Source organism: Microbacterium sp. 71-23 (assembly GCF_001897265.1).
Classification (GTDB): Bacteria; Actinomycetota; Actinomycetes; order Actinomycetales; family Microbacteriaceae; genus Microbacterium; species Microbacterium ginsengisoli.
Genome location: NZ_MKSL01000012.1, coordinates 18,143 through 40,571 on the forward strand (window position 1 = coordinate 18,143; position 22,429 = coordinate 40,571).

25 protein-coding genes, 2 tRNA genes and 1 pseudogene are annotated in these 22,429 nt (G+C 68.9%); 10 read left to right on the top strand and 18 right to left on the bottom strand.

Annotated elements, in window-relative coordinates; translation table 11 throughout:
* Window positions 1-1,033: pseudogene (locus tag BGO15_RS04190) on the bottom strand (sigma-70 family RNA polymerase sigma factor); the annotation flags it as partial.
* A 204-nt stretch (window positions 1,034-1,237) separates the two neighbouring features.
* On the opposite strand from BGO15_RS04190, the gene BGO15_RS04195 reads away from it, so the two are divergent.
* Window positions 1,238-1,594, top strand: coding sequence for a hypothetical protein (locus tag BGO15_RS04195; RefSeq protein ID WP_156454744.1), 357 nt, complete (start codon window positions 1,238-1,240; stop codon window positions 1,592-1,594).
* Here the strand turns inward: BGO15_RS04195 and BGO15_RS04200 are convergent.
* Window positions 1,581-2,576 carry a diacylglycerol/lipid kinase family protein gene (locus BGO15_RS04200; protein WP_056206822.1) on the bottom strand — a complete coding sequence of 332 codons (996 nt, stop codon included), beginning with the start codon at window positions 2,574-2,576 and terminating at the stop codon, window positions 1,581-1,583. The genes BGO15_RS04195 and BGO15_RS04200 overlap by 14 nt on opposite strands.
* Window positions 2,577-2,646: 70 nt before the next feature.
* Between BGO15_RS04200 and BGO15_RS04205 the strand changes: the two genes are divergently transcribed.
* The 9 genes from BGO15_RS04205 (at window position 2,647) to BGO15_RS04245 (ending at window position 9,860) form a co-directional block, all read left to right on the top strand.
* Complete coding sequence (locus tag BGO15_RS04205) at window positions 2,647-3,813, top strand: hypothetical protein (protein ID WP_156454743.1); 1,167 nt, start codon at window positions 2,647-2,649, stop codon at window positions 3,811-3,813.
* A gap of 48 nt (window positions 3,814-3,861) precedes the next feature.
* Window positions 3,862-5,142: a serine--tRNA ligase gene (gene serS / locus BGO15_RS04210; RefSeq protein ID WP_045247097.1), complete on the top strand. Its 1,281-nt coding sequence runs from the start codon at window positions 3,862-3,864 to the stop codon at window positions 5,140-5,142.
* Entirely contained in the window at window positions 5,139-5,963 is an 825-nt protein-coding gene (locus BGO15_RS04215) for an HAD family hydrolase (protein ID WP_056206817.1), read from the top strand. Before serS ends, BGO15_RS04215 begins: the two co-directional genes overlap by 4 nt.
* Before the next feature lie 140 nt (window positions 5,964-6,103).
* Window positions 6,104-6,188 (top strand) — tRNA-Ser (locus tag BGO15_RS04220).
* Between the two features lie 78 nt (window positions 6,189-6,266).
* Window positions 6,267-7,535 (top strand): LCP family protein, encoded by a 1,269-nt coding sequence (locus BGO15_RS04225; RefSeq protein WP_235557409.1) that lies wholly within the window; start codon window positions 6,267-6,269, stop codon window positions 7,533-7,535.
* A 146-nt stretch (window positions 7,536-7,681) separates the two neighbouring features.
* Window positions 7,682-7,773: transfer RNA gene (locus tag BGO15_RS04230), tRNA-Ser, on the top strand.
* 75 nt (window positions 7,774-7,848) lie between these two features.
* Window positions 7,849-8,952: a tyrosine-type recombinase/integrase gene (locus tag BGO15_RS04235; protein ID WP_056206814.1), complete on the top strand. Its 1,104-nt coding sequence runs from the start codon at window positions 7,849-7,851 to the stop codon at window positions 8,950-8,952.
* Window positions 8,953-9,102: 150 nt separating this feature from the next.
* On the top strand, window positions 9,103-9,525 hold the full coding sequence (locus BGO15_RS04240) for a hypothetical protein (RefSeq protein ID WP_156454742.1): 423 nt from the start codon (window positions 9,103-9,105) through the stop codon (window positions 9,523-9,525).
* 146 nt (window positions 9,526-9,671) lie between these two features.
* Window positions 9,672-9,860, top strand: a complete 189-nt coding sequence (locus BGO15_RS04245; RefSeq protein WP_056206811.1) for a hypothetical protein — start codon at window positions 9,672-9,674, stop codon at window positions 9,858-9,860.
* A 152-nt stretch (window positions 9,861-10,012) separates the two neighbouring features.
* On the opposite strand, the gene BGO15_RS04250 is transcribed toward BGO15_RS04245, so the two are convergent.
* The 16 genes from BGO15_RS04250 to BGO15_RS04325 all read right to left on the bottom strand — a co-directional run bounded on the left by BGO15_RS04250 (window position 10,013) and on the right by BGO15_RS04325 (window position 22,357).
* Window positions 10,013-10,282, bottom strand: coding sequence for a hypothetical protein (locus BGO15_RS04250; RefSeq protein WP_056206808.1), 270 nt, complete (start codon window positions 10,280-10,282; stop codon window positions 10,013-10,015).
* 1 nt (window position 10,283) lies between these two features.
* On the bottom strand, window positions 10,284-10,520 hold the full coding sequence (locus BGO15_RS04255; RefSeq protein ID WP_056206806.1) for a hypothetical protein: 237 nt from the start codon (window positions 10,518-10,520) through the stop codon (window positions 10,284-10,286).
* Between the two features lies 1 nt (window position 10,521).
* On the bottom strand, window positions 10,522-11,184 hold the full coding sequence (locus BGO15_RS04260; protein ID WP_056206804.1) for a hypothetical protein: 663 nt from the start codon (window positions 11,182-11,184) through the stop codon (window positions 10,522-10,524).
* Window positions 11,181-12,278, bottom strand: a complete 1,098-nt coding sequence (locus BGO15_RS04265; RefSeq protein ID WP_056206802.1) for a hypothetical protein — start codon at window positions 12,276-12,278, stop codon at window positions 11,181-11,183. Before BGO15_RS04265 ends, BGO15_RS04260 begins: the two co-directional genes overlap by 4 nt.
* Window positions 12,278-12,559, bottom strand: coding sequence for a hypothetical protein (locus BGO15_RS04270; RefSeq protein WP_056206800.1), 282 nt, complete (start codon window positions 12,557-12,559; stop codon window positions 12,278-12,280). Before BGO15_RS04270 ends, BGO15_RS04265 begins: the two co-directional genes overlap by 1 nt.
* On the bottom strand, window positions 12,559-13,002 hold the full coding sequence (locus tag BGO15_RS04275) for a hypothetical protein (protein ID WP_056206797.1): 444 nt from the start codon (window positions 13,000-13,002) through the stop codon (window positions 12,559-12,561). Before BGO15_RS04275 ends, BGO15_RS04270 begins: the two co-directional genes overlap by 1 nt.
* 2 nt (window positions 13,003-13,004) lie before the next feature.
* Window positions 13,005-13,463 carry a DUF2746 domain-containing protein gene (locus BGO15_RS04280; RefSeq protein ID WP_056206794.1) on the bottom strand — a complete coding sequence of 153 codons (459 nt, stop codon included), beginning with the start codon at window positions 13,461-13,463 and terminating at the stop codon, window positions 13,005-13,007.
* Window positions 13,460-14,203 carry a M15 family metallopeptidase domain-containing protein gene (locus BGO15_RS04285; protein WP_056519079.1) on the bottom strand — a complete coding sequence of 248 codons (744 nt, stop codon included), beginning with the start codon at window positions 14,201-14,203 and terminating at the stop codon, window positions 13,460-13,462. Before BGO15_RS04285 ends, BGO15_RS04280 begins: the two co-directional genes overlap by 4 nt.
* Window positions 14,204-14,205: 2 nt before the next feature.
* Window positions 14,206-15,306, bottom strand: coding sequence for a hypothetical protein (locus BGO15_RS04290; RefSeq protein WP_056519077.1), 1,101 nt, complete (start codon window positions 15,304-15,306; stop codon window positions 14,206-14,208).
* Window positions 15,306-16,082, bottom strand: coding sequence for a hypothetical protein (locus BGO15_RS04295; protein WP_056519075.1), 777 nt, complete (start codon window positions 16,080-16,082; stop codon window positions 15,306-15,308). The genes BGO15_RS04290 and BGO15_RS04295 overlap by 1 nt, the downstream gene beginning before the upstream one ends.
* On the bottom strand, window positions 16,075-17,268 hold the full coding sequence (locus tag BGO15_RS04300) for a hypothetical protein (RefSeq protein WP_056206781.1): 1,194 nt from the start codon (window positions 17,266-17,268) through the stop codon (window positions 16,075-16,077). The genes BGO15_RS04295 and BGO15_RS04300 overlap by 8 nt, the downstream gene beginning before the upstream one ends.
* Window positions 17,269-17,277: 9 nt before the next feature.
* Window positions 17,278-18,135: a hypothetical protein gene (locus BGO15_RS04305; protein WP_056206779.1), complete on the bottom strand. Its 858-nt coding sequence runs from the start codon at window positions 18,133-18,135 to the stop codon at window positions 17,278-17,280.
* The gene (locus tag BGO15_RS04310) at window positions 18,132-20,933 is read right to left on the bottom strand and encodes a hypothetical protein (protein WP_056206776.1); all 2,802 of its coding nucleotides are present in this window, start codon (window positions 20,931-20,933) and stop codon (window positions 18,132-18,134) included. Before BGO15_RS04310 ends, BGO15_RS04305 begins: the two co-directional genes overlap by 4 nt.
* Window positions 20,920-21,096: a hypothetical protein gene (locus tag BGO15_RS04315; protein WP_156454740.1), complete on the bottom strand. Its 177-nt coding sequence runs from the start codon at window positions 21,094-21,096 to the stop codon at window positions 20,920-20,922. Before BGO15_RS04315 ends, BGO15_RS04310 begins: the two co-directional genes overlap by 14 nt.
* 47 nt (window positions 21,097-21,143) lie before the next feature.
* Window positions 21,144-21,581 carry a DUF7426 family protein gene (locus tag BGO15_RS04320; RefSeq protein ID WP_156454739.1) on the bottom strand — a complete coding sequence of 146 codons (438 nt, stop codon included), beginning with the start codon at window positions 21,579-21,581 and terminating at the stop codon, window positions 21,144-21,146.
* 71 nt (window positions 21,582-21,652) lie between these two features.
* Entirely contained in the window at window positions 21,653-22,357 is a 705-nt protein-coding gene (locus BGO15_RS04325; protein WP_056206770.1) for a phage tail tube protein, read from the bottom strand.
* Window positions 22,358-22,429: the final 72 nt, after the last annotated feature.

Below are 22,429 nucleotides of genomic sequence, written 5' to 3' on the forward strand. Positions count from 1 at the left end.
TCGAGGGGGAGGCGGACGGCCCGTCGTCGGTCATCGGCACGGCTGCGGCGGCGGGCGGAGCGGGAGGCGGTGACACCGACGTCGCGAACATCGTGGCCGCCACAGCGGCCGCCGCGACGGCACCGACGAGGGCGACCGATCCGCCGACGATCGCCGAGGTCGCGATGGTCGCGGATCCCGCCGACACCCCGCTCGCCGTGGCACCTGCGCTCGACGCGGTGGCCGCGGCGCCACCGGCCGCCGGAGCTCCCGAGAGTGCGGCGAACGCCGCTGCACCTGCGCCGAACACGATCGGCAGCAGCACGAGTGCGAGATGCCGGGACAGGTCTCTCGCCTCGGCGGCCAGGGCGCGGCACGCGTCGCACTCGGCGAGGTGACGAGACATCCGCTCGTTCTGCGTCGTCGTGGCCGACCGTCGCACCCGTGCCGCGAGGTGCTCCCTCGTCCACGTGCACTCGGGGCCTGTCGCGCTCGGCAGGTTCTCGGTGATCCACGCTCGCTTCAGACCCTCACGGGCGCGACGACTCAGATTCGCCACCGCCGTCGGGCGCAGGCCCAGCAGCGGCGCCGCGTCGCGCGGCCCGCGTCCCTCGACGGCCGTGAGCCACAGCACCTCCTGCCAGGTGATCGGGAGGCTCCGGAACGCCCGCACGATCGCGTCGCGATCCGACAGGGCGACGGCCTGGTCCTCGGGGGAGTCGACGCTCGGGGCAAGGGCGTCGAGCCCGCGCGGGTCGCTCGTGGGCTCGAGGCCGGCTCGTTCGAGATGACGCCAGGCGAGCCGGCGCACGGTCGTGAACAGGTAGGGACGGAATGCCTCGGTCGGCCCGTTCCCCCGCTGCACCGCCTCCTGCACGCGGGCGAATGCTTCCTGCGCGAGATCCTCCGCGTCGGCCTCCGTCACGCCCTGCGCTCGCGCGGCGCTGATCGCCGCGGGGTGATGGCGGCTCCAGAGCTGCCCCCATGCCGCGGCATCGCCGTCCCTCGCCTGCAGGAGCAGTGCGGCGTCACTCCGGCGCGCGTCGTCGACCATGTCCTCCCCCGTCCGTCTCCCGCGGGCGCATGACGCCCACCCCTGTCAGACAGGAGTCGGGGCGGGCGCGATCATGTCGCGACACGCACGGTTCGGGCGGTGCGCGTCGGCGAGCGGGAGATGTCCTCCGTGCCACCCTACGGAATCCCGATGACGCCGGGGCCGGTCGCGACATGGAATGCCGTCATCCGGATCTTGACCGGTATGAGCACGTCGTCCCTCGATGCCGCGATCACCGCCGTCCCCTGCGACATCCACCCGTCCTCCCTCGTCACGGCGATTCCGGTATGGAAGTTCCCGGGCATCGCGCGCGGCATGACCCGACGCAAGGGCCTCGACCCCGAACGCGCGCTGCGCATCCTCCTCACCTCGCACGTGAGGGTGCACGGCGCCGACGGCGTCGTCACCTGCATCGTGCCGCGCACGCTCATGGCGCAGACGGCGACGTCTCCGGCCGCCTACGTGCAGATGTTCGTCGACATGCACCGCGAGGGCACGCTGCGATGGGATGCCGCGGCGCGGTCGCACGTGTGGAGTCGCGACGCCGTCACCAGCGGCTGACGTCGTGCCCCGGAGGCACGGTCACGAGCAATGCCCCCTCGGCGACGCGGCAGTCGATCCCGATCGCGATGCCGAAGTGGTCGCCATCGAGCTGCACGGCCTGCGGAGTCTCGGTGCGCGTGTCGATCCCGTGCGCCGAGAGGTAGCGCACGGCCCGATCGCGGCGGCGCTCGAGCACGAGCCGGCCGGCCTTGAAGCGGCGCAGCACCGAGTTGTCCCACCAGACCCGTCGCCACACGGCCGCCCAGCCCCAGAACCCACGGGGCTGGATGAGCACGACATCCAGCGCGCCGTCGGCGATCGACGCGTCCGGGATCAGGGCGATGCCAGCGGGCAGTGACCCGCAGTTGGCGAACAGGACGCTGTAGGTGCGGGAGCTGGCGAGCTTGTCGTCGTCGAGCTGGTAGACGATGCGGAACGGCGCGGCCTTCGGCAGCGAGCGCGCGGCGCCGTCGACGTAGGCCACCCATCCGACGGCCTTCTTCATGCGCGGGCGCGTGTTCGCGATCATCGCGGCGTCGAGGCCCATGCCGGCCATGACCACGAAGGACGCCTCCTCGACGGTGTGGTCGAGGCGGGTCATCCGCGCCAGGCCGATGTCGATCGGATGGATCTCGCCGTCGAAGGCCGAGGAGATGACCCGTTCGGGGTCGTCGAGGGTCAGGCGCAGGTTGCGGGCGAGCAGGTTCCCGGTTCCGCTCGGGACGATCGTCACGGGGATCCCGGTGTAGGCCATCGCCTCCGCGACCGCTCTCACGGTGCCGTCACCGCCGGCCACCAGCACGACCGACGCTCCCGCCGCGACCGCGGCACGAGCCTGGCCGGAACCGGCATCGCCGACGGTCGTCTCGAAGAAGAGAGGCGACTCCCAGCCGGCCCGTCCCGAGTAGTGCACGACCTGCGTGCGCAACCGGTCGCGATCCACCTTCACCGGGTTGTAGATGAGAGCCGCGCGCCGCACCGTGGGCACCGGGTCGGTCATGATCCACACCCTAGCGCCGCATCCCGACTCGGGGATGCGCGGGGCGGCCTCGCACCGCTACGCTCGCGCCGTGACCTTCTTCGGGGAGAATGGGGACCCCTGGAACACGCCGCCCCGACGCGACCCGTCGCCCTTCGACGGCGTGCATCGCCGGCGGGCGACGCGGCGCCTGCTTCTGCTCAGCCCTGTCGCCGTGGTAGCGCTCGTCATCGGAATCTGGTTCGCACCGCAGCTCGTGGCGTGGTGGGGAACCGGCGACAAGCCGTCGGCACAAGCTGTGGCGCTCGCCGAGCGCATGTACCTCACGGGGGCGGGTACCGACTTGTTCCTCTCGACGCTGCCGAGCCTCACCGACCTCGCGACAGTGAACACCGAGTGCGCCGGCGCGGGGTCGGCGGATACGATGGCTACAGGGTGCTTCGTATCGGGTCCGGCGCACCGGCTCGATCGCATCTATCTCTACCAACCACAGGATCCGCGGGCGGAGGCGACGGTCGTGACGGCGGCGGCTCACGAGATGCTCCACGCTGCCTACTCCCGCATGACGTCTGCCGAGCAGTCGTCGCTGGATTCGGCGATGGCTGCCGAACTCGCCAAGGTTCCCGCCGACGACCCCGTGCGCGATCAGATCGCTGCGTCGGTCGGCGACGATCAGACGGCACTCGGAACAGAGACGTTCGCCTACCTGGGAACGGAGATCTCGCTGCCCGGCGGCTTCTCGGCCGGCGTCGAGCAGGTCTATTCACGCTTCATCGCGGATCGGACGTCACTCGTGGGTGTCTTCCGGGCGTTCGATGATGAGACGAATCGTCTCATCGACGCACTCAGGACCGCACATCAGCACGTCGCCGAGCTCGATGCCGCCGCCGTACAGGCGCAGGCGGACTTCACACACGCCTCCGACAGATACACGCAGGAGAGCACGCGATACAGCACCGATCTCGCGGAGTTCAACGCCGCGGACCCGGGGACACGCGAGCAGGCCACCGTCACCGTCACCTACCCGGACGGTCGCTGGTACCACGGGCCGTGGCGCGGGTACTTCGACTGGGCCACGAAAGACCTCGCCGAGCAGAGGCAGGTGCTCGATGGGTACCCGGCGAAGATCGCGACGGCCCGCCAGGCGGCAGCGGACGCGAGCGCCGCCTATGAGGCGCAGCGTGCCGACACCGCAGCGCTGATCGAATCCGCGTATCCGGACTCCACCACCCCGCGAATGCCAGGCACCGGCAGCTGAGCCGCCCCTGACCTCCGCCGCTCGATGACGCGCCCATAGACTTGTGGGGTGATCGATCTGGCGCTTCTGCGTGACAACCCCGAGCTGGTCAAGCGTTCCCAGACGGCTCGCGGTGAGTCGCCCGACACCGTCGACCGCGCCCTCGCGGCGGACCGCGCCCGGCGCGCGGCGCTCACGACGTTCGAGGAGCTGCGCGCGGCGCAGAACGCGCACGGCAAGAAGGTCGCCCAGGCTCCGAAGGAGGAGAAGGCGGCGCTCGTCGCCGAGGCGAAGACGCTCAGCGAACAGGTCAAGCAGGCGCAGGCCGCGGTCGGGGAGGCCGAGGCGTCCGCCGACGAGGCTCTCGCGGTCATCGAGAACATCGTGGTCGACGGGGTGCCGTCCGGCGGCGAGGACGACTTCGTCACCCTGCGCACGCACGGTGGCGAACCGACATTCGATTTCGAACCGCTCGACCACCTGGCGATCGGTGAGAAGCTGGGCGCGATCGACATGGAGCGGGGCGCCAAGGTCTCCGGGGCCCGGTTCTACTTCCTCACCGGCATCGGGGCGCGTCTCGAGATCGCGATCATGTCGCTCGCGCTCGACCGTGCGCTGCAGGCCGGATTCACCCCGATCATCCCGCCGACGCTCGTGCGACCCGAGGTGATGCACGGCACCGGGTTCCTCGGCAAGCACTCCGCCGAGGTCTACCACCTCGACGAGCAGGACCTCTATCTCGTCGGCACGAGCGAGGTGCCGCTCGCCGGTTACCACATGGGCGAGATCATCGACCTCGACCGTGGGCCGAAGCGCTACGCCGGCTGGTCGACCTGCTACCGCAGCGAGGCGGGCTCGTACGGCAAGGACACCCGCGGCATCATCCGCGTGCACCAGTTCAACAAGCTCGAGATGTTCGTCTATACGACTCCCGAGGCCGCCGAGGAGGAGCATCTGCGCCTCGTGGCCCTGCAGGAGGGGATGCTACAGGACCTCGGCCTCTCCTACCGGGTCATCGACGTCGCCGCGGGCGACCTCGGCTCGAGTGCCGCACGCAAGTACGACGTCGAGGCGTGGGTGCCCACGCAGGGCTCGTACCGCGAGCTGACGAGCACGTCGAACTGCACGACGTACCAGGCGCGTCGCCTCGACATCCGGTACCGTCCGGCGGTCGAGTCGGGCGCGCCGGCGAAGGCGCAGCACGTGGCCACCCTCAACGGCACGCTCGCGACCACCCGCTGGATCGTCGCCCTGCTCGAGACCCACCAGCGCGCGGACGGCTCGGTCACGGTGCCCGAGGTGCTGCGCCCCTACCTCGGCGGGCTCGAGGTCATGGAGCCGGTCGCGTGACCGATGCCACCCCCGGCGCCCCCGTGTCGGAGGGGGCCCTCGTGGTGCTCGACATCGACGGCACGGTGCTGCTCGAGGACGAGTCGCTGAGTCCCGGCGTCGTCGACGCGGTCGCCGACGCCCAGGCGCGCGGCCACCGGGTGATGCTCGCGACGGGCCGCAGTTGGGAGGGCACGATCGGCATCGTGCGTGCCCTGCGGATCCTTCCCGAGTACGTGGTGTGCTCGAACGGGGCGATGATCATGAAGCGCCTCGGCGACCGTCGCGACTACGAGCGCTTCCACGCGGAGACCTTCGACGCGACCGAGGTGCTCACGCTTCTGAAGGCGCACCTGCCCGACGCGCACTACCTTGTCGAACTCGCCGATGGACGTCGCCTGTTCACCGACTACCTCGACGACTGGCAGCTCGAGCGGGCGTTGCGTGTCGGCTTCGACGAGCTCGCCGCCGAGCCGGTCACCCGCGTGGTCGTCGTCTCTCCCGAGCAGACCGAGCACGACTTCATCGACCTCGTCGCCCGCATCGGCTTGAACCAGGTGTCGTACGCCGTCGGCTGGACGGCCTGGCTCGACATCGCCCCGAAGGGGGTCGACAAGTCGACCGCGCTCGAGAAGGTGCGCGCCTGGCTGGATGTCGCCTCCGACCGGGTGCTCGTGATGGGCGACGGCCGCAACGACATCGGCATGTTCACCTGGGCCCTCGCCGGCGGTGGCCGCGCGGTGGCGATGGGCCAAGGCCCCGACGAGGTGCGGGAGGCGGCCGGCGAGGTGACCGCATCGGTCGCCGACGGCGGGGTCGCGCAGGTGCTGCGCGCGCTGTGAGCCGCGGCATCCGTTCGACTCATCGCCGACACGCACCTTTCGTTCAGGCGCCGCTCAGCGCTCCGTTGCGAGAATTGCCGCCGAGCCTCGTCGACTAGACTCGTCGCCGGTTCGACTCGACCGCTTCGGCGGACGTGTCGGGAGGGTTGTCCGAGCGGCCGATGGAGCTGGTCTTGAAAACCAGTGGGCAGAGATGTCCCGTGGGTTCGAATCCCACACCCTCCGCAGATCCCGACGGCTGCCCGAACGGCCCGAGGAGCGAGGGACCGGCCGCCGGCCGACCCTGACCCCGAGAGGACCTGAGTGACACCGTCGACTCCCCAGCCGCGCCGCCGCACAGTGGCCCGGCACGGGCAGCTGCGCTCGCCGCGGCCCGTCTCTCAGCTGTTCAAGATCCTCGCGGTCGCGGTCGCCTCGGTGCTGGTCGCTGTGGTGGGCGTCGTCGGCTTCACGGTGTACAGCTTCACGACCGACTACGTCAGCAACGCGGTCGCCCTCCCGGGCGAAGACAGCGTGCCGCCGGACATCGGTGCGATCCAGGGCGGCTACAACCTGCTGATCGTCGGAACCGACGAGTGCCTCCCCGACTTCGCCGCGATGTTCCCCGGCCGATGCAGCGGCGCCGATGACGGATCGATCAACAACGACGTCGACATCGTCGTGCACATCTCCGACAACCCGCGTCGGGTCACGGTCATCTCCTTCCCGCGCGACCTGATGCTTCCGATCCCCTCGTGCACCCGTGACGACGGCACGAAGACCTCCGCGATGAGCAAGCAGCCGCTCAACTCCACCTACTCGGTGGCGGGCCTCGGCTGCGTGGCGCAGACAATCACCTCTCTCACCGGCATGCAGATCCAGGGTGCGGCGAAGATCACGTGGGGTGGTGTCATCCAGATCACCGATGCCATCGGCGGGGTCGACGTCTGTGTGTCGGGCCGGATCTACGACCCGACGAACACGGGGCTCGATCTCGGACCGGGCATGCACACTCTCGTGGGCCTCGAGGCACTGGAGTTCCTGCGTACCCGCCACGGCGTGGGCGACGGCAGCGACCTCGGCCGCATCTCGAACCAGCAGCAATACATGTCCCGCCTCGCCCAGAAGCTCATCAGCGCGGGCACGCTGTCCGACCCGACGACGCTCCTGCGTCTCGCCTCGATCGCCGTGAAGAACATCACCCCGAGCAAGTCGCTCACGAATCCCATCACGTTGGTGCAGCTCGCGACGGCCATGAAGGACGTCCCGTACAGCGACATCGTGTTCGTGCAGTACCCCACCCTCACCGACCCCTCGAACCCCAACAAGGTCGTGCCGAACACGTCGGCGGCGAGTGCGCTGTTCACAGCGCTCGAGAACAACGAGGCACTGCAGCTGACGGGCAAGGTCGGCCAGAACGGCGGTGTCGTCGAGGTCACACCGTCGGCCACTCCGACGCCGGCGTCGACGCCGTCGACCACGAGCACGCCGTCGACCTCGACGACGCCGAACCCGACCGCGACCCTTCCGTCGTCGATCTCGGGTCAGACGGCGGCGCAGGAGACCTGCTCGGACGGAAACCTCAAGAAGTGACGGATGCCGCGGCCCCGCGCGATGCGGAGGCCGCGGCATCCACCGCTCCATGACGCGCCCCGCCCGGGTGCCGAACGGGTTTCGGACACACGCGCTCCACCGGTTATGCTTGCCGGGTGCGTGCGCGGTTCTGCCGCCGCACGCCTGGAGACGTCGCATAGTCAGGCCTAGTGCACCACCCTGCTAAGGTGGAGTCCTCGCAAGGGGACCGAGGGTTCAAATCCCTCCGTCTCCGCCAGTATTTTCAAGGGATTCCGGCGGATCCGTTGACACTAACTCGAAATGTGTTGACACGAGCCCTAGTCTGGCGGGCATGGCGAGCGTTCGGAAGCGGGTCCAGAAGACGGGTGCGGCGTCGTTCGCTGTGCTGTGGCGTGACCCGGAGTCTGGGCGCCAGACGAGCATGACGTTCCCCACTGAGGGTGAGGCGGAGATGCTGCGCCGGTTGCTGGACGCCAACGACCAGAGGTTCGCCTTGGCCGAACAGATGCTCACCGCCGCGGCGAGTCGCAAGCCGACCGTCAGCGAGATGCTCGAGCGGCACCTGTCGCTGCTCACCCGGGCGAACGAGGGCACGATTGCCGGCTACCGCTCGATGATCGCGACGCACTTCACCGAGCAGCTCGGTGGGTTGCGCGTCGACGTGGTCACCGACGAGCACATAGCGGCATGGATCCAGCGGCAGCGGCGCGACGGGGCGACGCGGAAGTCGATCGCGAATCGTATGGGCCTGCTCTCGAGCGCGTTCAAGACCGCGGTAAGGAGGGGGTGGCGAGGCGACAATCCCTGCGAGCTCGTGGAACTGCCGAACGAGGATCGAGCCGGACGGCGCGCCACCTTCCTCACGAAGGCTGAGTTCGACACGCTCCTTGAGCACATCCCCCAGCGACACCAGATGCTCACGCGAGTTCTCGTCGGCACCGGAATGCGCTTCAGTGAGGCGACAGCGCTGACCTGGGATGATCTGCACCTCGACGCTGACGTTCCCTACATCCAGGTCGACAAGGCGTGGAAGGGTGACGCGCACCGGAAGTTCTTCATCGGCTCGACGAAGAACACGCCGAGCGACCGAGATGTGTCGATCACGCCGGGACTCGCCGCGGATCTCGTTGCCGCCAATCGCCAGCACGATCTGGTGTTCCCGAACACGCTGGGGTCGCAGCTCACCAACACCACCTTCCACAACCACGGCTGGCAGGACGCCGTCGACGCCTCGAAGCTGCGGAAGGAGCCGCGGCCGCACGACCTACGGCACACCCACGCGTCGTGGCTGCTGCAGGAGGGCGTGCCGATCTTCGTCGTTTCCCGCCGGCTTGGGCACGAGTCCGTGCAGACGACCACCCAGATCTACGGTCACCTGATGCCGGAAGCGCTTAAGGATGCCGCTGATGCGATGGCTCGGATCGATGCCCGCTAGCGTCGCTCTCCCTTGCCGCGATCTCGTCGCGTGCGTCGAGCAGCGCGCGCGCCGCCAAGTCGATGGTGGGTTCCTTGAGCGCCTCCTGCTCGGCCGTCAGATCTTCGATCGGAATCATGGTGCGACCATGCCACTCAAGGAGAAGGACACATGAATATCAGGAGCATCATCGCCTCTGCGGTCGGAGTTGTCGCCGTCGTTGCCGTCGCCGGGGGAGCGTACGCGTTGATCACGAACCTGCCGCGACTTGAAGAGCAAGTAGCTACGACGGTTTCGATCGTCGATACGACGACGCCCTCGCCAACTCCGTCGCCGACGCCTTCTCTCACATCGACGCCCGTCGAGCAGGTGTCCACGCCGACTCCCTCTCCCTCCGTGACGCAAGCACCTCCGACCACGCAGAAGAAGCAGAACCCAGCACCCGCGACGAAAGCACCAATACGGTGCCCGGCCGGGTCCTCGGCGAATAGCAACGACGGCGTCAACGACACGTCGTGCTACCCGGTGATCTGCTTCTCGATCGCTGTCCCGGACCCCGCGCATCCGGAATGTGACAAGCCGTTCAAGCCCTGACGATAGGCTCTCGCCATACACGATCGGGGGACACCATGACGGACAGCGAAGCACCAACAGGACCGACGGAGGGCCGCGGTGCGACCGCTGTCCCCCGGTATGAGCAGGACATCAGTGGCAACGCGTTCGCAGGAATCCTGGCAGGCGTGTACGCCGTGTTCGCGATCATCGCCGCGATCGTGCTTCTGAGCAATGCGAACACCACCGAATACGGTGGAGACGCGTACACGGGAATCCAGAACGCGATCGTATGGGCCGTGCGCGGGATCGCGTTCCTGCTGATCGGTTCGGGTGTTCTTGGTGTTCTTCTGGTCCTGCGCGGCCGTCCGATCTGAGATTCGACCGCGGCTAGGAGCGGGTGCCACTCGGACATGCGGTCATCCTGCGGGATGCCGCCGACAACGCCGGAAACCCCCGACTCCCACCCTGGGAAGGGTAGAAGCCGGGGGCTTATATGTGCGCCGGAGAAGCTATGCGCTTATCTGCGTCAGGTGCCTCGGATCGAGCCGCGGACGGTGCCGGTGGTAACCTGCACGTAGACCCCGCTGGGGCAGAACACGGGCTTCGAGAGGTCGCCTTTCGCGACACCGCCCGCGACGATCGGCTCGTCGATGATGACCGGCCCGGACGCGCTGCCGTCACGGATCACGACGCGCGCGGCCGCGGGGGTGCCGGCGTTCTCGGTGAACGTGTACGAGCTGATGTAGCGCATCTTCGTGGTCAGGTCCGCGGACCCGACGATCGCCTGGTAGCCCATTTCATCCCTCCGATGACTGGTAGATCACGACCGGCGCGGGGTCGACCGGTGGGGTGCCGGTGTCGACGATGACCACGTCGACCGGGTCGGTGTCGTCCGGGGGTGTCGCGTAGTCGAGGTTCACGGGCACGTCCCACGGGATCGGGAGGTGCGCGGGATCCATCCAGTCGTCGCCGACGGACACGAGCCCGCACGAGCAGATGCCGTTCGCGCCGGCGTGGTGGACGTGTGCGGCCATGTCAGTCCTCCGTGATCGCTGAGACGGTGACGGTGAACGCGGGTGACGCGCCGCCGGTGAACTTCGGGAGCAGCACCAGCGCCCAGGTCGGGAACCCGAGGATGCGGCGCTTCCACTGCTTCGGGTTAGTGAACAGCTTCCCCGACCCGTTCGAGTCGCCGGTGATGCCCGGGAACCGGAGCGTCGCGGACGATCCGGAGGTGCCGTCCGCGCCGGCCGATCCGACGGCGTCGATGATGTTCGACGCGCCGTGCGCGATGCCGGTTCCGGAGATCCGCTGCCCGACGACGAACGGGTGTGGCAGGGTGCCGCCCGATCCGATCGAGATCGCGAGGCTCCCCGACGCGGTCACGACCTTGTCGATGTTCAGCTTCGTGGTCGTCTGGTCGGCGAGCATCGTGTCCCAGTCGCCCTCGGGAAGCGCGAACGGGTGCGTGTCCGCGTCGAGCCGCGTCCACATCCCGCCGGGGTACGCGTTCGTGATCGCACCGTCCGAGGTGGGTTGGAGGACCTCGAAGTACGCGGTCAGGGCCGCGGCGGTCGGCGCTCCGGTGCAGTCGGTGACCGAGAGGAACACGTCCGTCGGTTTGCTCGTCAGCATCCGTCGCAGCCGTACCGGCGCGGAGATCGCGCGACCGTTCGCGAGCAGGTTGAACGTGCTCATGCTGCCAACATCTCCATCCGCGGTCGGGAGAACCACAGGTCCGCTTGGACCTGCCCGGTGTTGTTGCGCCCGTACAGTTCGACGCACGCGTTCGCGCCGCCGTAGAACGACGCGACACCGCCCTGGTTCAACGGGTGCGCCCAGCCCTTCCCGAGGTTGTAGAGGCTGAGGTCGGAGTAGGGGTCCGCGAGGGCCTGGTTGAGGAACCCGTACCCCTTGCCTTGGACCTGCAGCCCGACGACCCGCTGGTCGACGATCGACTGCATGATCTTGATCTTCCAGACGCCGGTCTTGTCCTCGTTGTAACCGTACGGGTACGTGATCGGTGCGCCGTACATGTCGACGAGATCGACGAGAACGATCACGGACCCGATGACGAGCGCGGCCCCGTTGAGAGTCGCGGTCGCGGGGGCGGACAGGGTGATCGTGTTGTTCGTGCGGGTCAGGATCGTGGTCCCTGCCGGGATGCCGGAGCCGGTGACCGTCGCGCCGACCTTCCCGATGTCCCCCGACGAGTAGCCGCCGACGACCGCGGAGCCCGACGTGAGGTTGCCGGTGACGTTGCCGCCGTTGTCGCCGTGGCGGGTCTGGAACTTCTGCACCAGCGCGCTGCTGTTCGACTCGTCGATGACGAGGTAGCGGACCGCGGGCAGCGCCCGGTTGTCGATCTGCCCGCCCTGGTAGAGCCCGTACCCGTTGTCGATGCCGATGTCCACGCATCGGGGGCTCGCCCACCGGTTCTGCGTGTTCCAGTACGAGCCGAGCGCGACCTCCATCTCGAGCGTCATGAACTCGTACAGGTTCCCCGTCGCCGGGTTGAACGGCAGCGACGCACGCTTCACGGCCATCGCGTAGCCGTCCGCGTTGTACGACGCGCCGCCGTCCTCGATGCCGAGGTGAAGCGATGACGCCCCGTTCCCCGGCATCGTGGACGGGACGAGCACGCCCTGCGCCGCGGTGCCGTTGATCAGCCCCCGCCACCCGCGGGGACCGGTCGAGAAGTCGGTGTCGTCGAACACGACCACCGGGTCCGGTCGCTGCACGAAACGGGCACTCCCGCTCGTCAGCGTCGAGTCCTTCGCGATCCCAGCCATCAGAGCTCCACCCCGTTCATGAACAGACGAACATCCGGGTCCGCGGGGTCACCGGTGATCGTCGCGGTCACCCCGTTCGCGACACCGACGAACGCCTCGCCCAACTCCGTGGACGCGGCGAGGGCAGTGCGGCCCTCGGGCGTGTCCTGGAACGCGCCGTCGGCGGTGACCGAGGCGTCGTAGATGCCCTGCTCGAAGTGATCGAGCGCGGCCGCGTCGAGCGATGTCGATATGTACGGGCGCTGTCGCCACCCGCCCGGCCGCACCTTGATGTAGACCATCAGTCGCCCGTGGTCGGTGCGGGAACGTCGACCGGCGCGACCTGGTTCACGACCAGGGAGGCGACGTCGCTCGGGGACATCTGGGCGGTCGGGAGCGCGTAGGTGATCGGCAATGTGGCGCCCGTGGTGCTCGTCGCAGGCGTTGACGTCGTGCTCGATGTGTTCGCACGGGCGAGGGTCGCGACCTGGGGCGTCAGCGCGGCGTACGCGCCCGCCACGGCCCCCAGGATGGCCGCGGCCACGCTCACCAGGAGCGGCCACCCCAGGGCGGCCACAGCGGCGAACGAGGCCGTACCGGCGATGATCCCGGCGACGATCGCCTGCAGGGCGAGGCCGATGAGGATCCACGCGCTGTACACACGCTTGCGGGTCGAGGTGGACTCGACGATCGCGCCGAGCGCGCCGTCCTGGACGGTCACTGCCGGGATGCTGTTCAGGGACATGGTCAGGTTTCCTTTCGGTTGCGGTTGGCAGTGGTCTCGATCGCGTTCCACTGGTCCCGTTCGGACTTGCGGATCTGGCCGATCTCCTCACGGATGCCGAGGATGTCTTGGCGTTGCTGCTTCTGCTCGGACCGGACGGCTCTCACGAGGTCTTTCAGCTCGTCGATGTCGTCGCGGAGGATGGTGCCGCCGTGGGAGTTCACGACGTGGTCGACGGTCTTCTCCACGCCCGTGCCGATGCGCTGCAGCTTCCCCGCGGCCGGGGCGGCGACGCTCGTGACCGCCCCGACCACAACGAGGATCTGCAGGATGATGCTGTCCGGGTCCCGCAGCCACGACTGCCCGTCGGGGGCGGGCGTGCCGCCGAGGAGGATCAGCCCGGAGATCACGAACGTCAGCACCCCCGCGGCGGAGAACACCCACCACGCCCGGTTCATGCGGGTGCGGGGAGCGGCGGTCATGCCGGGGTGCCGTGACCGACGTAGTTGTAGCCGGTGCCGGGACCGAACGTCTTGGTCCACTCGTCGGAGCCCATGAACTTGTACGGGTGGTTCTCCGCGAACCAGGCCCGCAGCTGCGACTTCGGGTCGTTGCCGAGGTTCACGAGCGTGCGGTCCTTCACATTGACGAGCACCATGTTGTTGCTCGTCTGCTCGATGATGAGTGCTTCGTCCATGGTCAGGCTCCGTTTCGGGACAGGGGTGAAGGGTGTTGCGGTCGTGGCCGCGGGGGTACCGATGACGCCGAGCAGCCCCCAGTACGTCCAGTGCCACCACTCGCCGAAGCCCATGCCCTCGCAGGTGATGTTGTGGGCCTTCGCGAGCTGCTCGGCGGCGCGGTGCGCGGGCGTGTCAGCGTTGTACGGGGCGGCGAGATCTCCGGACCGTTTCCGGCCGTGGTTGCTGGACCCGGGAATCGCGACCGGGCCGTCCGCGGAGACCCGCACCCACCGGGTGCCGCCAGGGAATCCGTACGCGGACCCGTCCCACGTGCGCACGTCACCGAACGCGCCGGAGCCGGTCGCCTGCTGCCGGTACCGGGTGGTGAAGAGGTGGATCTCCTCCGTCATGTCCCGGTCGCCGAAGTTCACCGTGATCGGCGGGTAGCCGGCACGCACGAGGTCATCGGACAGGGCACCGAACGCGTCCCGGGTGCCGGCCGCGTCGAGGCGTGCTCCGGCGGCGATGATCAGAGACGACATGGTCAGCTCGGCCCGAGGTAGCGGATCGAGAACTCGCCCTGCGCGCGCGCCGTCCCACCGACCGTCAACGCGGCCGTCACGGACGAGATCCACACTCGCAGCGACGCGCCGGCCACCAGGAGCACCGAGGCGACGTCGAGCTTCAGCATCGTCTGCTGCGAGGAATGCGCGTTCACCGAGTCGAGGGTGAGCACGTCGGTCGGGCTCCCACCACGGATCAGGTACGCCTGCGCGGCACCGCCTGACGCGGGCTGCACCGCGAGACGCGCCGTGATCTGGTAGCGGCCCGCTTTCACACACGTGATGTCGCCGGTCGTCGGGTTGTAGGTGAACCACTCCGTCCCCGCCGGTTGCACGATCGACTGCCCCGACCCGGGCGCGGACCACAGGTTCACGTTCGCCGACCCGCCGCTCGCGACCGCGATGCTCGTACCCACGACCACGTCGATCACCGGCATCACACCCGCCGACGGCGACCACGCGCCACCCGCCCGCGTGTAGAGCGTGCCGGTGTCCAGACGGAAGGCGAGGGAGCTGTCCGCCGGGGTCCACGCGGCGAGCTCGGTCGCGTTCCGAACCAGCACGACACCGCCCGCCGCGGCGGTGTACGTCGCCGTGGTCGTCACGGCGACGCCGCTCGCGTTCGTCGCGGTGACCCCCGACGGGATCTGCACCGTCCCGATCTCGACGGCACCGGTCGGCATCGACGTGCGGGCCGTCGCGAAGTCGGACGTCGACAGAGCCGCACCCACCACCGGGGTGTTGTTCGGGTCCGTCCCAGGCGACACCGACTCGTTCTGCTTCGCGTACACGACGTAGTAGTTGATCCCCGCCGGCGGAGAAACCAGCGGTGACGGGAGCTGCACGACCCCGTCGTTCGCGATCAGGATCGCGCCACCGAACTGCACCGCGACCGCCTGGAGCGCGGCGATGTCGACGTTCAGGTCCGTGCGGGCGACGAGGAGCTGCGTGTTCACCGGGGAGAGGACGCCAGCGCGAACCGCGCCGGTGCTGTCCGACGCGAACAGACCCGAGATGGCCTTGCGGGCTTCGGTGGTGCCGGTCTGACCAGTGGGGCCAGGCCACGAACTGCGAACGGTCATCAGTGTCCTTCCATCAGGGATTCGAGGCGCGTCACGCGCTCCTCGAGCGCCGCCCGCGCGGCCTTCTCAGCGCGCGCGACCGCGAGGAGCGGGACGACGAGCATCGTGTAGTTCACGGAGTCGGGGAGGCCGGCGGCGTCGTAGTACACCCACGGTGTGAGGCCGGCGGCGTGCAGGTCTTCCGCCATCAGGCCGTACTCGTCGGCGACGACGTAGTCGGGGCCGACGTACCCCTCGAACATGGGGTCGTCGCGCTTCCGGACCTCGGCGATGTAGTGGAAAACGAACGGCACGATCGTGAGGAACACATCCGCGTCGATCTGCGCCTCGGTGATGTCCTGCTTGTAGCGGCGCGACGATGACGTGTTCCCGAAGCGGCCCGTCGCGGTCTCGATCCACGTCGCGTACCGGCCGCTGGTGATCACGTTCGTGACCGCGTCGAGCGCGCGGAGTTGACCGCCGACGACCGTGTCGCTTCCGGTGGTGAGAGCGCCCGCCGTGGACATGCTGCCCGACGCGGTCACCGTCGTCGGCGCGATCGCGCCCGGGCTCGCGACCAGCGCGTTAATCTCAGCCCGCGTGTACGAGTTCGCGTCGATCGCGGCGGTCACTGTGGTGGTGATGTCGGCGATCGCCTGCTGCACCTGGTCGACGAGGCTGTTCACGCTCGTGCCCGTGGGGGTCTCGAGTTCCTTCAGCCGCGTCTGCACGTCGCTGAGGATCCGCTCCAGCTCCCCGTACTCGCCCTGCGGCGGGCTGGCGTACCCCTTACCCATTGACCGCCGCCTGAGTCGTCACGTTCACGGTGAGTCCCTTCGCGTTGCCGTCGAACGCGACGATGCGACGCCGCGGGGTCGACTGTTCGAACACGTACGGGTCACCGTGGCCCTGATCCGGGTCGTACGCGGGGATCGTGATGTCGCACCAGTCGCCCTCCCAGTACGCGCCGAGCAGCGGCTGCCGTGCCGCCTCGACTGTGAACGTCCACGTCTCGAGCGGGGCGCGCCCGAACGTGGTCGCCTCGCCCGAGTAGCCGTCGAGCGTGTCCTGAATCACGACCGTCGAATGGCTGGTGTCGAGCGACTCGAACAGCGGGAAGCCGAGATCGGTGAGTGTGGGGTCGGTGGAGCGGGACACGAGCACCGAGTCCACCGAACGACCGGCGGACGCCCACGCGACCGACGCGAGAGTCGTCGCGTCGACGCCGACCTTCAACGCCGACACCCCACTGCCCGGCACGCCCACCGTCCACTGGTGCACCGCGGTGCCGGTGATCAGCGGGTTCGCGTCCGTGCCGGTCTGCAGCAGGAACTGCACGCCGAGCCGGTCCGCGGCGAACTGCGGCTTGAACCGGATATCGGGGCCGTCCTCCAGCTGCGTCAACTGGGTGAGCAGCGTGCCGATGTTCTTGAAGTCGACGGCGTCCGCGTTCCGCTCGCGGCCGCCGGCGCGATCGGCTTCGAACACGACGGGCACGTTGCCGCCGGTCCACGCCTGCGCCTGCTGCACCCACCGTTTCGCGATCGTGCCGTACTCGAGGTTCGACAGGTTCGTCGCGAGCGCGGCGTTCGGCATAGTCTTGCCCGCCGAAGCCGGGTCAGAGACGATGAACGTCGCGACATCCGCGGTCGCTGCGGCGAGGGGCAGCAGGTAGCGGTGATCGAAGTACGACCACAGCCCGACCGCGGTCACCCGCAGCGTCTTCTGATCGCGGTCGTAGTCGTGAGCCCACACCGGCCCGGCCGCGAGGATCACATCGCCGACCGCGACAGCGAGCACCGACCGCCCCGGCCGGATCGTCTGCCGAGGCCGCAACGCGATCGTCGCGGGGTCCTGCATGTCGAGCACCGCGGTGAGCTTCTCCGGGGCGTTCAGCGAGCGTGACCAGGTTGACTCCGCCATCACCTGGATGTCGATGAGTTGCCGTCCGGTGCGGAGATCGGCGATGAACCAGCGCAGCATCCGACCCCCTCAGTTCGCGTCGGACCACGACAACGTCAAGAGCGGGGTGCCGATGACGGTGCCGAGCGGGTTGAACTGCACGATGCGGGATCCGAACGCGGGGATCTGGAACCCGTCCCATTCCCTGCGGGTCATGAACCCGGTGATGTCGTTCTCGGGCAGGTCGAGGTACGCGACCGACAGCGACACGTCGAACACGACCGTCGAGCCGACCGGGATGACGCGTTCCAGGCGCAGGATCCGTCCGGACAGGATTTCGACGAGCTCGACACCGTCCGCACCACCCGTGACAGCGAGGACGAGGGGGCTTGGGGCGCTGCCGCCGTTCTCCGCGGTCGCGCGGCCGTCCATGCCCGGGGTGCCCCAGTCGACGGGCCACACCTGCGGCCACGGCTGGCCGGTGCCGGACGTCGGCGGGGTCGTCGACGCGGAGCGGATCGGCCCGTACATGAGCGGGTCGGTCGCGAGGACGACGAGCTGGAACTCGACGAGCTGCGCGCCCGGGTTCGGTGTGGGCACGAAGCGCCGCACCGACACCACCCGCGTCGTCTCCCCGAAGTCGTCGACGACCGTGATGGTCACGGGCACCCCGACGATCAGGATGCTCCGCAACGCCATGAGCATGGACGCCCAGCCCGCACCGCGGAAGCGGCCCGCCATGTTCAGCATCAACGACGACCGCCAGTCACGGTCGATGCCGAACGCGCCGTCGCCGGCGGGCCGCTCACGGATCTCGGTCTTCGAGTCGGACACCGTGTACCAGTCGGAGAAGAACTGCGCACCCACCTGGTAGACGCCGTCGGCGCGCTGGTTCTCGCCGTACATCGTGACGGACCCGCCGATGGAGGTCAGGGTGACGGTGCTCACTTCTTCAGCACCCGAAGCTGACGCCCGACCTCGCCGCCGACGACCGCGCCGAGCACGCGCGGGTCTTCCTGGTTCACCCCGGACACGTGAATGTGCACCTCCGTCGCCTTTTGCTTCACGGCCTGCGGGGCCTGCTGCATGGTCGGGATCGTGGGCGTGTATCCCGCGTTGATCTGCTTCAGCAGGGCGCGGTTCCGGTCGGCCTGCCCGAACACGTTCGAGGTGACCTCTTCACCGTTCGCGAGGCGATAAAGGCCGGCCGTGTCCGACCCGGCGGTGCCGCGGCCGAGCACGCTGCCGCCGCCACCGCCGGCGAGCCCGCGGGGTGTGCCACCGTTCGCGAACGCGACACCACCGGTCACATTCGACAGGTTCTCCGCGCCATGCAGCTTCACCGCGATGTCGATGTTGCGAGAGAGCTGCTCGAGGTTCTTCTGCAGGGCCGCGATCTGCGCGTTCGCGGCCGCCGTGTCGACCTCGACCTTCGTCTTGGGCACCTCGGCGGGGATCTGGAAGATCGAGTTCACGAACGCCTCGACCTGCTTCCGGTCCTCCCCGAGCTCCACCGCGTGCTCGATGATCGCCTTCTTCATGTCGACGAGCTTCTTCCGCGCGTCCTCGCTGCTCGCACCGTTGTCGCGATAAGCCTGGGCGGCGTTCTGCGCGGCCTGCACGGACGAGATCAGCTCGCCCCGGTTCGCGACGGCGGCCGCCGACATCCCCTCAAGGTTCGTGGTCGCGCGCTTCACGTCCTTGCCGGTCTTGTCAATGTGGGCGCCCATGTTCGCGAGCGACGAGTCGAACCGGTTCTGCGCGTCCGCGGTGGAGATCGCCTTCCCGTTAAGCAGGTCGAGCTGCTGCTTCAGGAGGCCAGCGGCGTCGCCCTGCAGGTACATCTGCGCGGTCGCCTCCTCGGTCGAGGACTTCATGTCCTTCTGCGAGGCTCGAGCGGCCTGGATCGCCGACACGGAGATTCCGAGGGCAGCCGCCGCGGCCGTGTCGGCGGAGGTCTGAGCGTTGGTCGCTTCGGTCGTGTCCCCGAGCGCGTCCTGCAGCTCCTTGTTCCGGGTGATCTCGCCCGAGATCGCGTCGCGGTTGGTGTTCACCGCGGTGGTCAGGTCGGCGGCGGCCGTCGCGACGTCCAGCAGGTTCTGGCCGGTCTTGTCGGTGGTCTGGTTGAGCCACTCCTGCTGGTTCCGTCCCACGCCGAGCGCCTCGTTCAGCTTCTTCTGCGCGTCCGCGTTGCCGAGCACCGCCTGAGTGACGACCTGGGTGCTGATGCCGAGGAGCTTCGCGTTCGCGTACGCGCCGGCGTCGGCGAGCTTCTGCGCGGCCTTCTGGCGCACGTTCTCACCGATCACGCCGTTGTCGGCCTGCACCGCGGCGGTGTAGTCCTGCATGGCCTGCGTCGCGTCGGTCTGCTGAGCGATGACGACCGCGAACACGCCGGCGAGGGCCGACAGCCCCGCGACGATCCACCCGACCGGGCCCGTCGCGATGGTCGACGCGACACCGACCGCGCCCATGGTGCTCGCGATCGACGCGAGCATCGGGGCGATGAAGCCCCAAGCCTTGAACGCGACCGCCCCCCACGTGATCGTCACGATGAGCTGTGACAGCACGTCGACGGGGATAGCGTCGATCGCCGTCGCGATCCCGGACAGCACTGTCAGGCCGATCTGACCGAGCGGGGCGAGGGCCTCGAGGATGTGCATCACCATCGCCGCGAGCTTGCCGAGCACGTCGGTGACGGTCGGGAGCATCGACAGCGCGTAGCCGGCGAACTTCTCGATCCCTGACCCCGACGCCCACCGCTGGAACCCTTCCGCGAGGCTCTGCACGTACAGGCCCGCGGTCAGGAACAACGGGTTCAGCACACGGAGGCTGCTGATCGTGCCCGCGATGGCCGCCGAGCCCGTCCGCCCGAGGATCACCGAGAACTGCCCCACCTGGGTGTTCAGCATCGGCATGTCCGCGCGGATCTGCGACACCACGTCCCGGAACGAGCCGAGCATGTTCACCGCGGCGGTGCGCGACAGGGTGTCGAAGATGCCCTTCAGGTCCGACAGGCCGTTGCGGTACATCCCGCCGACGACCGTGCCGTCCTGCATCTCCTTCCGGATGCCGAACAGGGCGAGCACGCCGGCGGAACCCATCCCGAGCAGCGCACCCGCGACGCCGACCGCGACCGCGCCGACAGGGGCGAGGAGGGGGACGAGGAGCGCGACGGCCGCCGCGATCGCGCCGACACGGGTCACGTTCGTGCGGTTCGCTTCGTTCGCTTTCACCGTGGAACGTTCGACGTCGTCCTGCGCGGAGGCTTCCTCGAGCGCCGCGGCCGCGGCGGCCTGCTGCGCGGCGGTCAACGCGACCTCCGACGCGGTCGCCTTCTCGTTCGCGACGTCCAGACGTCGAAGCGCCTCCGTCACCGCGAGTTCGGCGGCCGCGAACCGGGAACCCGTCGTCACGCCGCGGTCCTGCAGCTCCGTCAACCGCATCTGCGCGAGCTGCGCGCGCGCGTACGCGGTGTCGGCGGCGTGCATCGCGGTCGTGAGACGCGCCTGCGCGGCGGTGACGGTGTCCGTCGACCGGGACACGCGCCGCGTGGACTGCTCCACCGCGGCGAGCTTCGCGACAGCCTCGCCCGTCGTCGCGCCGACCCGGATGTTCGGGTCCGCCGACTCGATGTCGTGGATGTCCTTCTTCGTCGCGGCGAGCTGCGCGACCCACTCGTCGCGATCCATCCGCAGCTTCCCCACGATCGAACCGACCGTGGTGGGACCCTCATTCACGCTCACCGGGCACCTCCTGCGGTTCCTCCGGCGCGAAGTACCGGGCGAGTGGGGTGTCGGTGGTCATCAGGAACTTCACGCGCGTCTCGAACCAGCGCCACGGCTTCACCCGCCACACGGACTCGAGGTCGACGTGCAGGACCTGATGGAAGGTGCCGACGAGCAGCACCCACTGGGCGAGGATGTCGACGAACGCGACCGACCCGGACGGCTTCCTCAGCTCTTTCGGGAGGTCGTAGCCTTCGAAGATGCCGGTGACGGGGTCTTGCTCGCCCCACCCGTACTGCGCGATCGCCTCGTAGCCCGATTGCCCTTCGACTTCAGGTACTCCACCATCGCTTTTGGGTCGGCACCGGTCTCCCACATCGCGGTCGCGTACTCGCGGCCATACTCGAAGTCGGCGAGGATCGTCGCCGCGGCGCGCGTGACGAACAGGATCGGGACCCCGTCGGCGCGCATCTCGTCGAGCAGTTCCTGACCGAACAGGTCAGGCCACATCTCTTCGAAGCTGCGGTCGGCGTCCTCGCCCTTGTTGAGGATGCCGGACAGGCGGATGCCGAGGTCGATTCCGATGGCGGGGGCGGTGTAGACCTTGCCCTTGTAGGGGAAGGCGAGGGGCCCGTCGGCGAAGTCGGTGAACTCGCGCAGAGTCATGGTGGTGGGGACCTTTCTGTGGGGATGGACCTCGGGCGCGCGCATCCCCATCCGCGCGCCCGAGGGGTGTGTTACGCCCGGGTGTAGGGGAAGGCGGCGGAGGTGCCGGACAGGTTCGTGGTCGTGATCGGCGCGGACCCGGCGGAACCGGCGGGGAGGACGGCGACGATCGTGTTGTCGGACACGACGATGTAGCTCGACGCGTTCGTGCCGCCGATCTTCACGCCCGCAGCGCCCGTCACGCCCGCGAAGCCGGAACCGGTGATGTTGATGATCCCGCCGGCGGCGACACCGGACGGCGACGCACCGAGGATGATCGGGGCGATCGGGTCGCTGAACGGGTTCGCGATCGGGGACAGGATCCCGTCGCCGGTGAACGTCGCGGTGATCTCGTCGAGGTCGGTGACGCCGGTCTTCGACGGTACCCATCCGACGATCGCGACGCCCTGGAACGCCTCCGGGCCGCCGTTGCGGTCGTACCAGCGGACGTTCACGCGGGCCGCGTCGCCCCAGCCGAGCTGCGCGGCCCGGACGAGTTCCTGGCCGGCGTCGAACACCCCGGCGACGGTCTTGCGGAGCGCCTTCGCGGTGACGACCCAGCCCTGCATGGTCTTCTCGAACGACGAGAACCCGTTGGTGTCGTAGTCGTCGGCGGCCTGCAGGTTGGGGCTGACGGGGGTGTTCAGGTCGTTGATGCCCTTGAAGGGCAGCCACGCGGTGGGGTTCGCGATCGACGAGACGTCGAGTCGGAACCGTCGGGCGAGAGCGGTGGTCATGATGAGCCTCCTCAGGCTGATCGGGGCAGGGTGAAAGCCCCTCACCAAGCGGTTCGGGGGCGGGCACCGACG

What these genes read in the sequence shown, in the direction of transcription:
- BGO15_RS04195 (WP_156454744.1), top strand. Translation starts at nt 1,238, where the DNA reads ATGAGCACGTCGTCCCTCGATGCCGCGATCACCGCCGTCCCCTGCGAC.
- BGO15_RS04200 (WP_056206822.1), bottom strand. Translation starts at nt 2,576, where the DNA reads ATGACCGACCCGGTGCCCACGGTGCGGCGCGCGGCTCTCATCTACAAC.
- BGO15_RS04235 (WP_056206814.1), top strand. Translation starts at nt 7,849, where the DNA reads ATGGCGAGCGTTCGGAAGCGGGTCCAGAAGACGGGTGCGGCGTCGTTC.
- BGO15_RS04240 (WP_156454742.1), top strand. Translation starts at nt 9,103, where the DNA reads ATGAATATCAGGAGCATCATCGCCTCTGCGGTCGGAGTTGTCGCCGTC.
- BGO15_RS04250 (WP_056206808.1), bottom strand. Translation starts at nt 10,282, where the DNA reads ATGGGCTACCAGGCGATCGTCGGGTCCGCGGACCTGACCACGAAGATG.
- BGO15_RS04255 (WP_056206806.1), bottom strand. Translation starts at nt 10,520, where the DNA reads ATGGCCGCACACGTCCACCACGCCGGCGCGAACGGCATCTGCTCGTGC.
- BGO15_RS04260 (WP_056206804.1), bottom strand. Translation starts at nt 11,184, where the DNA reads ATGAGCACGTTCAACCTGCTCGCGAACGGTCGCGCGATCTCCGCGCCG.
- BGO15_RS04265 (WP_056206802.1), bottom strand. Translation starts at nt 12,278, where the DNA reads ATGGCTGGGATCGCGAAGGACTCGACGCTGACGAGCGGGAGTGCCCGT.
- BGO15_RS04270 (WP_056206800.1), bottom strand. Translation starts at nt 12,559, where the DNA reads ATGGTCTACATCAAGGTGCGGCCGGGCGGGTGGCGACAGCGCCCGTAC.
- BGO15_RS04275 (WP_056206797.1), bottom strand. Translation starts at nt 13,002, where the DNA reads ATGTCCCTGAACAGCATCCCGGCAGTGACCGTCCAGGACGGCGCGCTC.
- BGO15_RS04280 (WP_056206794.1), bottom strand. Translation starts at nt 13,463, where the DNA reads ATGACCGCCGCTCCCCGCACCCGCATGAACCGGGCGTGGTGGGTGTTC.
- BGO15_RS04285 (WP_056519079.1), bottom strand. Translation starts at nt 14,203, where the DNA reads ATGTCGTCTCTGATCATCGCCGCCGGAGCACGCCTCGACGCGGCCGGC.
- BGO15_RS04290 (WP_056519077.1), bottom strand. Translation starts at nt 15,306, where the DNA reads ATGACCGTTCGCAGTTCGTGGCCTGGCCCCACTGGTCAGACCGGCACC.
- BGO15_RS04295 (WP_056519075.1), bottom strand. Translation starts at nt 16,082, where the DNA reads ATGGGTAAGGGGTACGCCAGCCCGCCGCAGGGCGAGTACGGGGAGCTG.
- BGO15_RS04300 (WP_056206781.1), bottom strand. Translation starts at nt 17,268, where the DNA reads ATGCTGCGCTGGTTCATCGCCGATCTCCGCACCGGACGGCAACTCATC.
- BGO15_RS04320 (WP_156454739.1), bottom strand. Translation starts at nt 21,581, where the DNA reads ATGACTCTGCGCGAGTTCACCGACTTCGCCGACGGGCCCCTCGCCTTC.
- BGO15_RS04325 (WP_056206770.1), bottom strand. Translation starts at nt 22,357, where the DNA reads ATGACCACCGCTCTCGCCCGACGGTTCCGACTCGACGTCTCGTCGATC.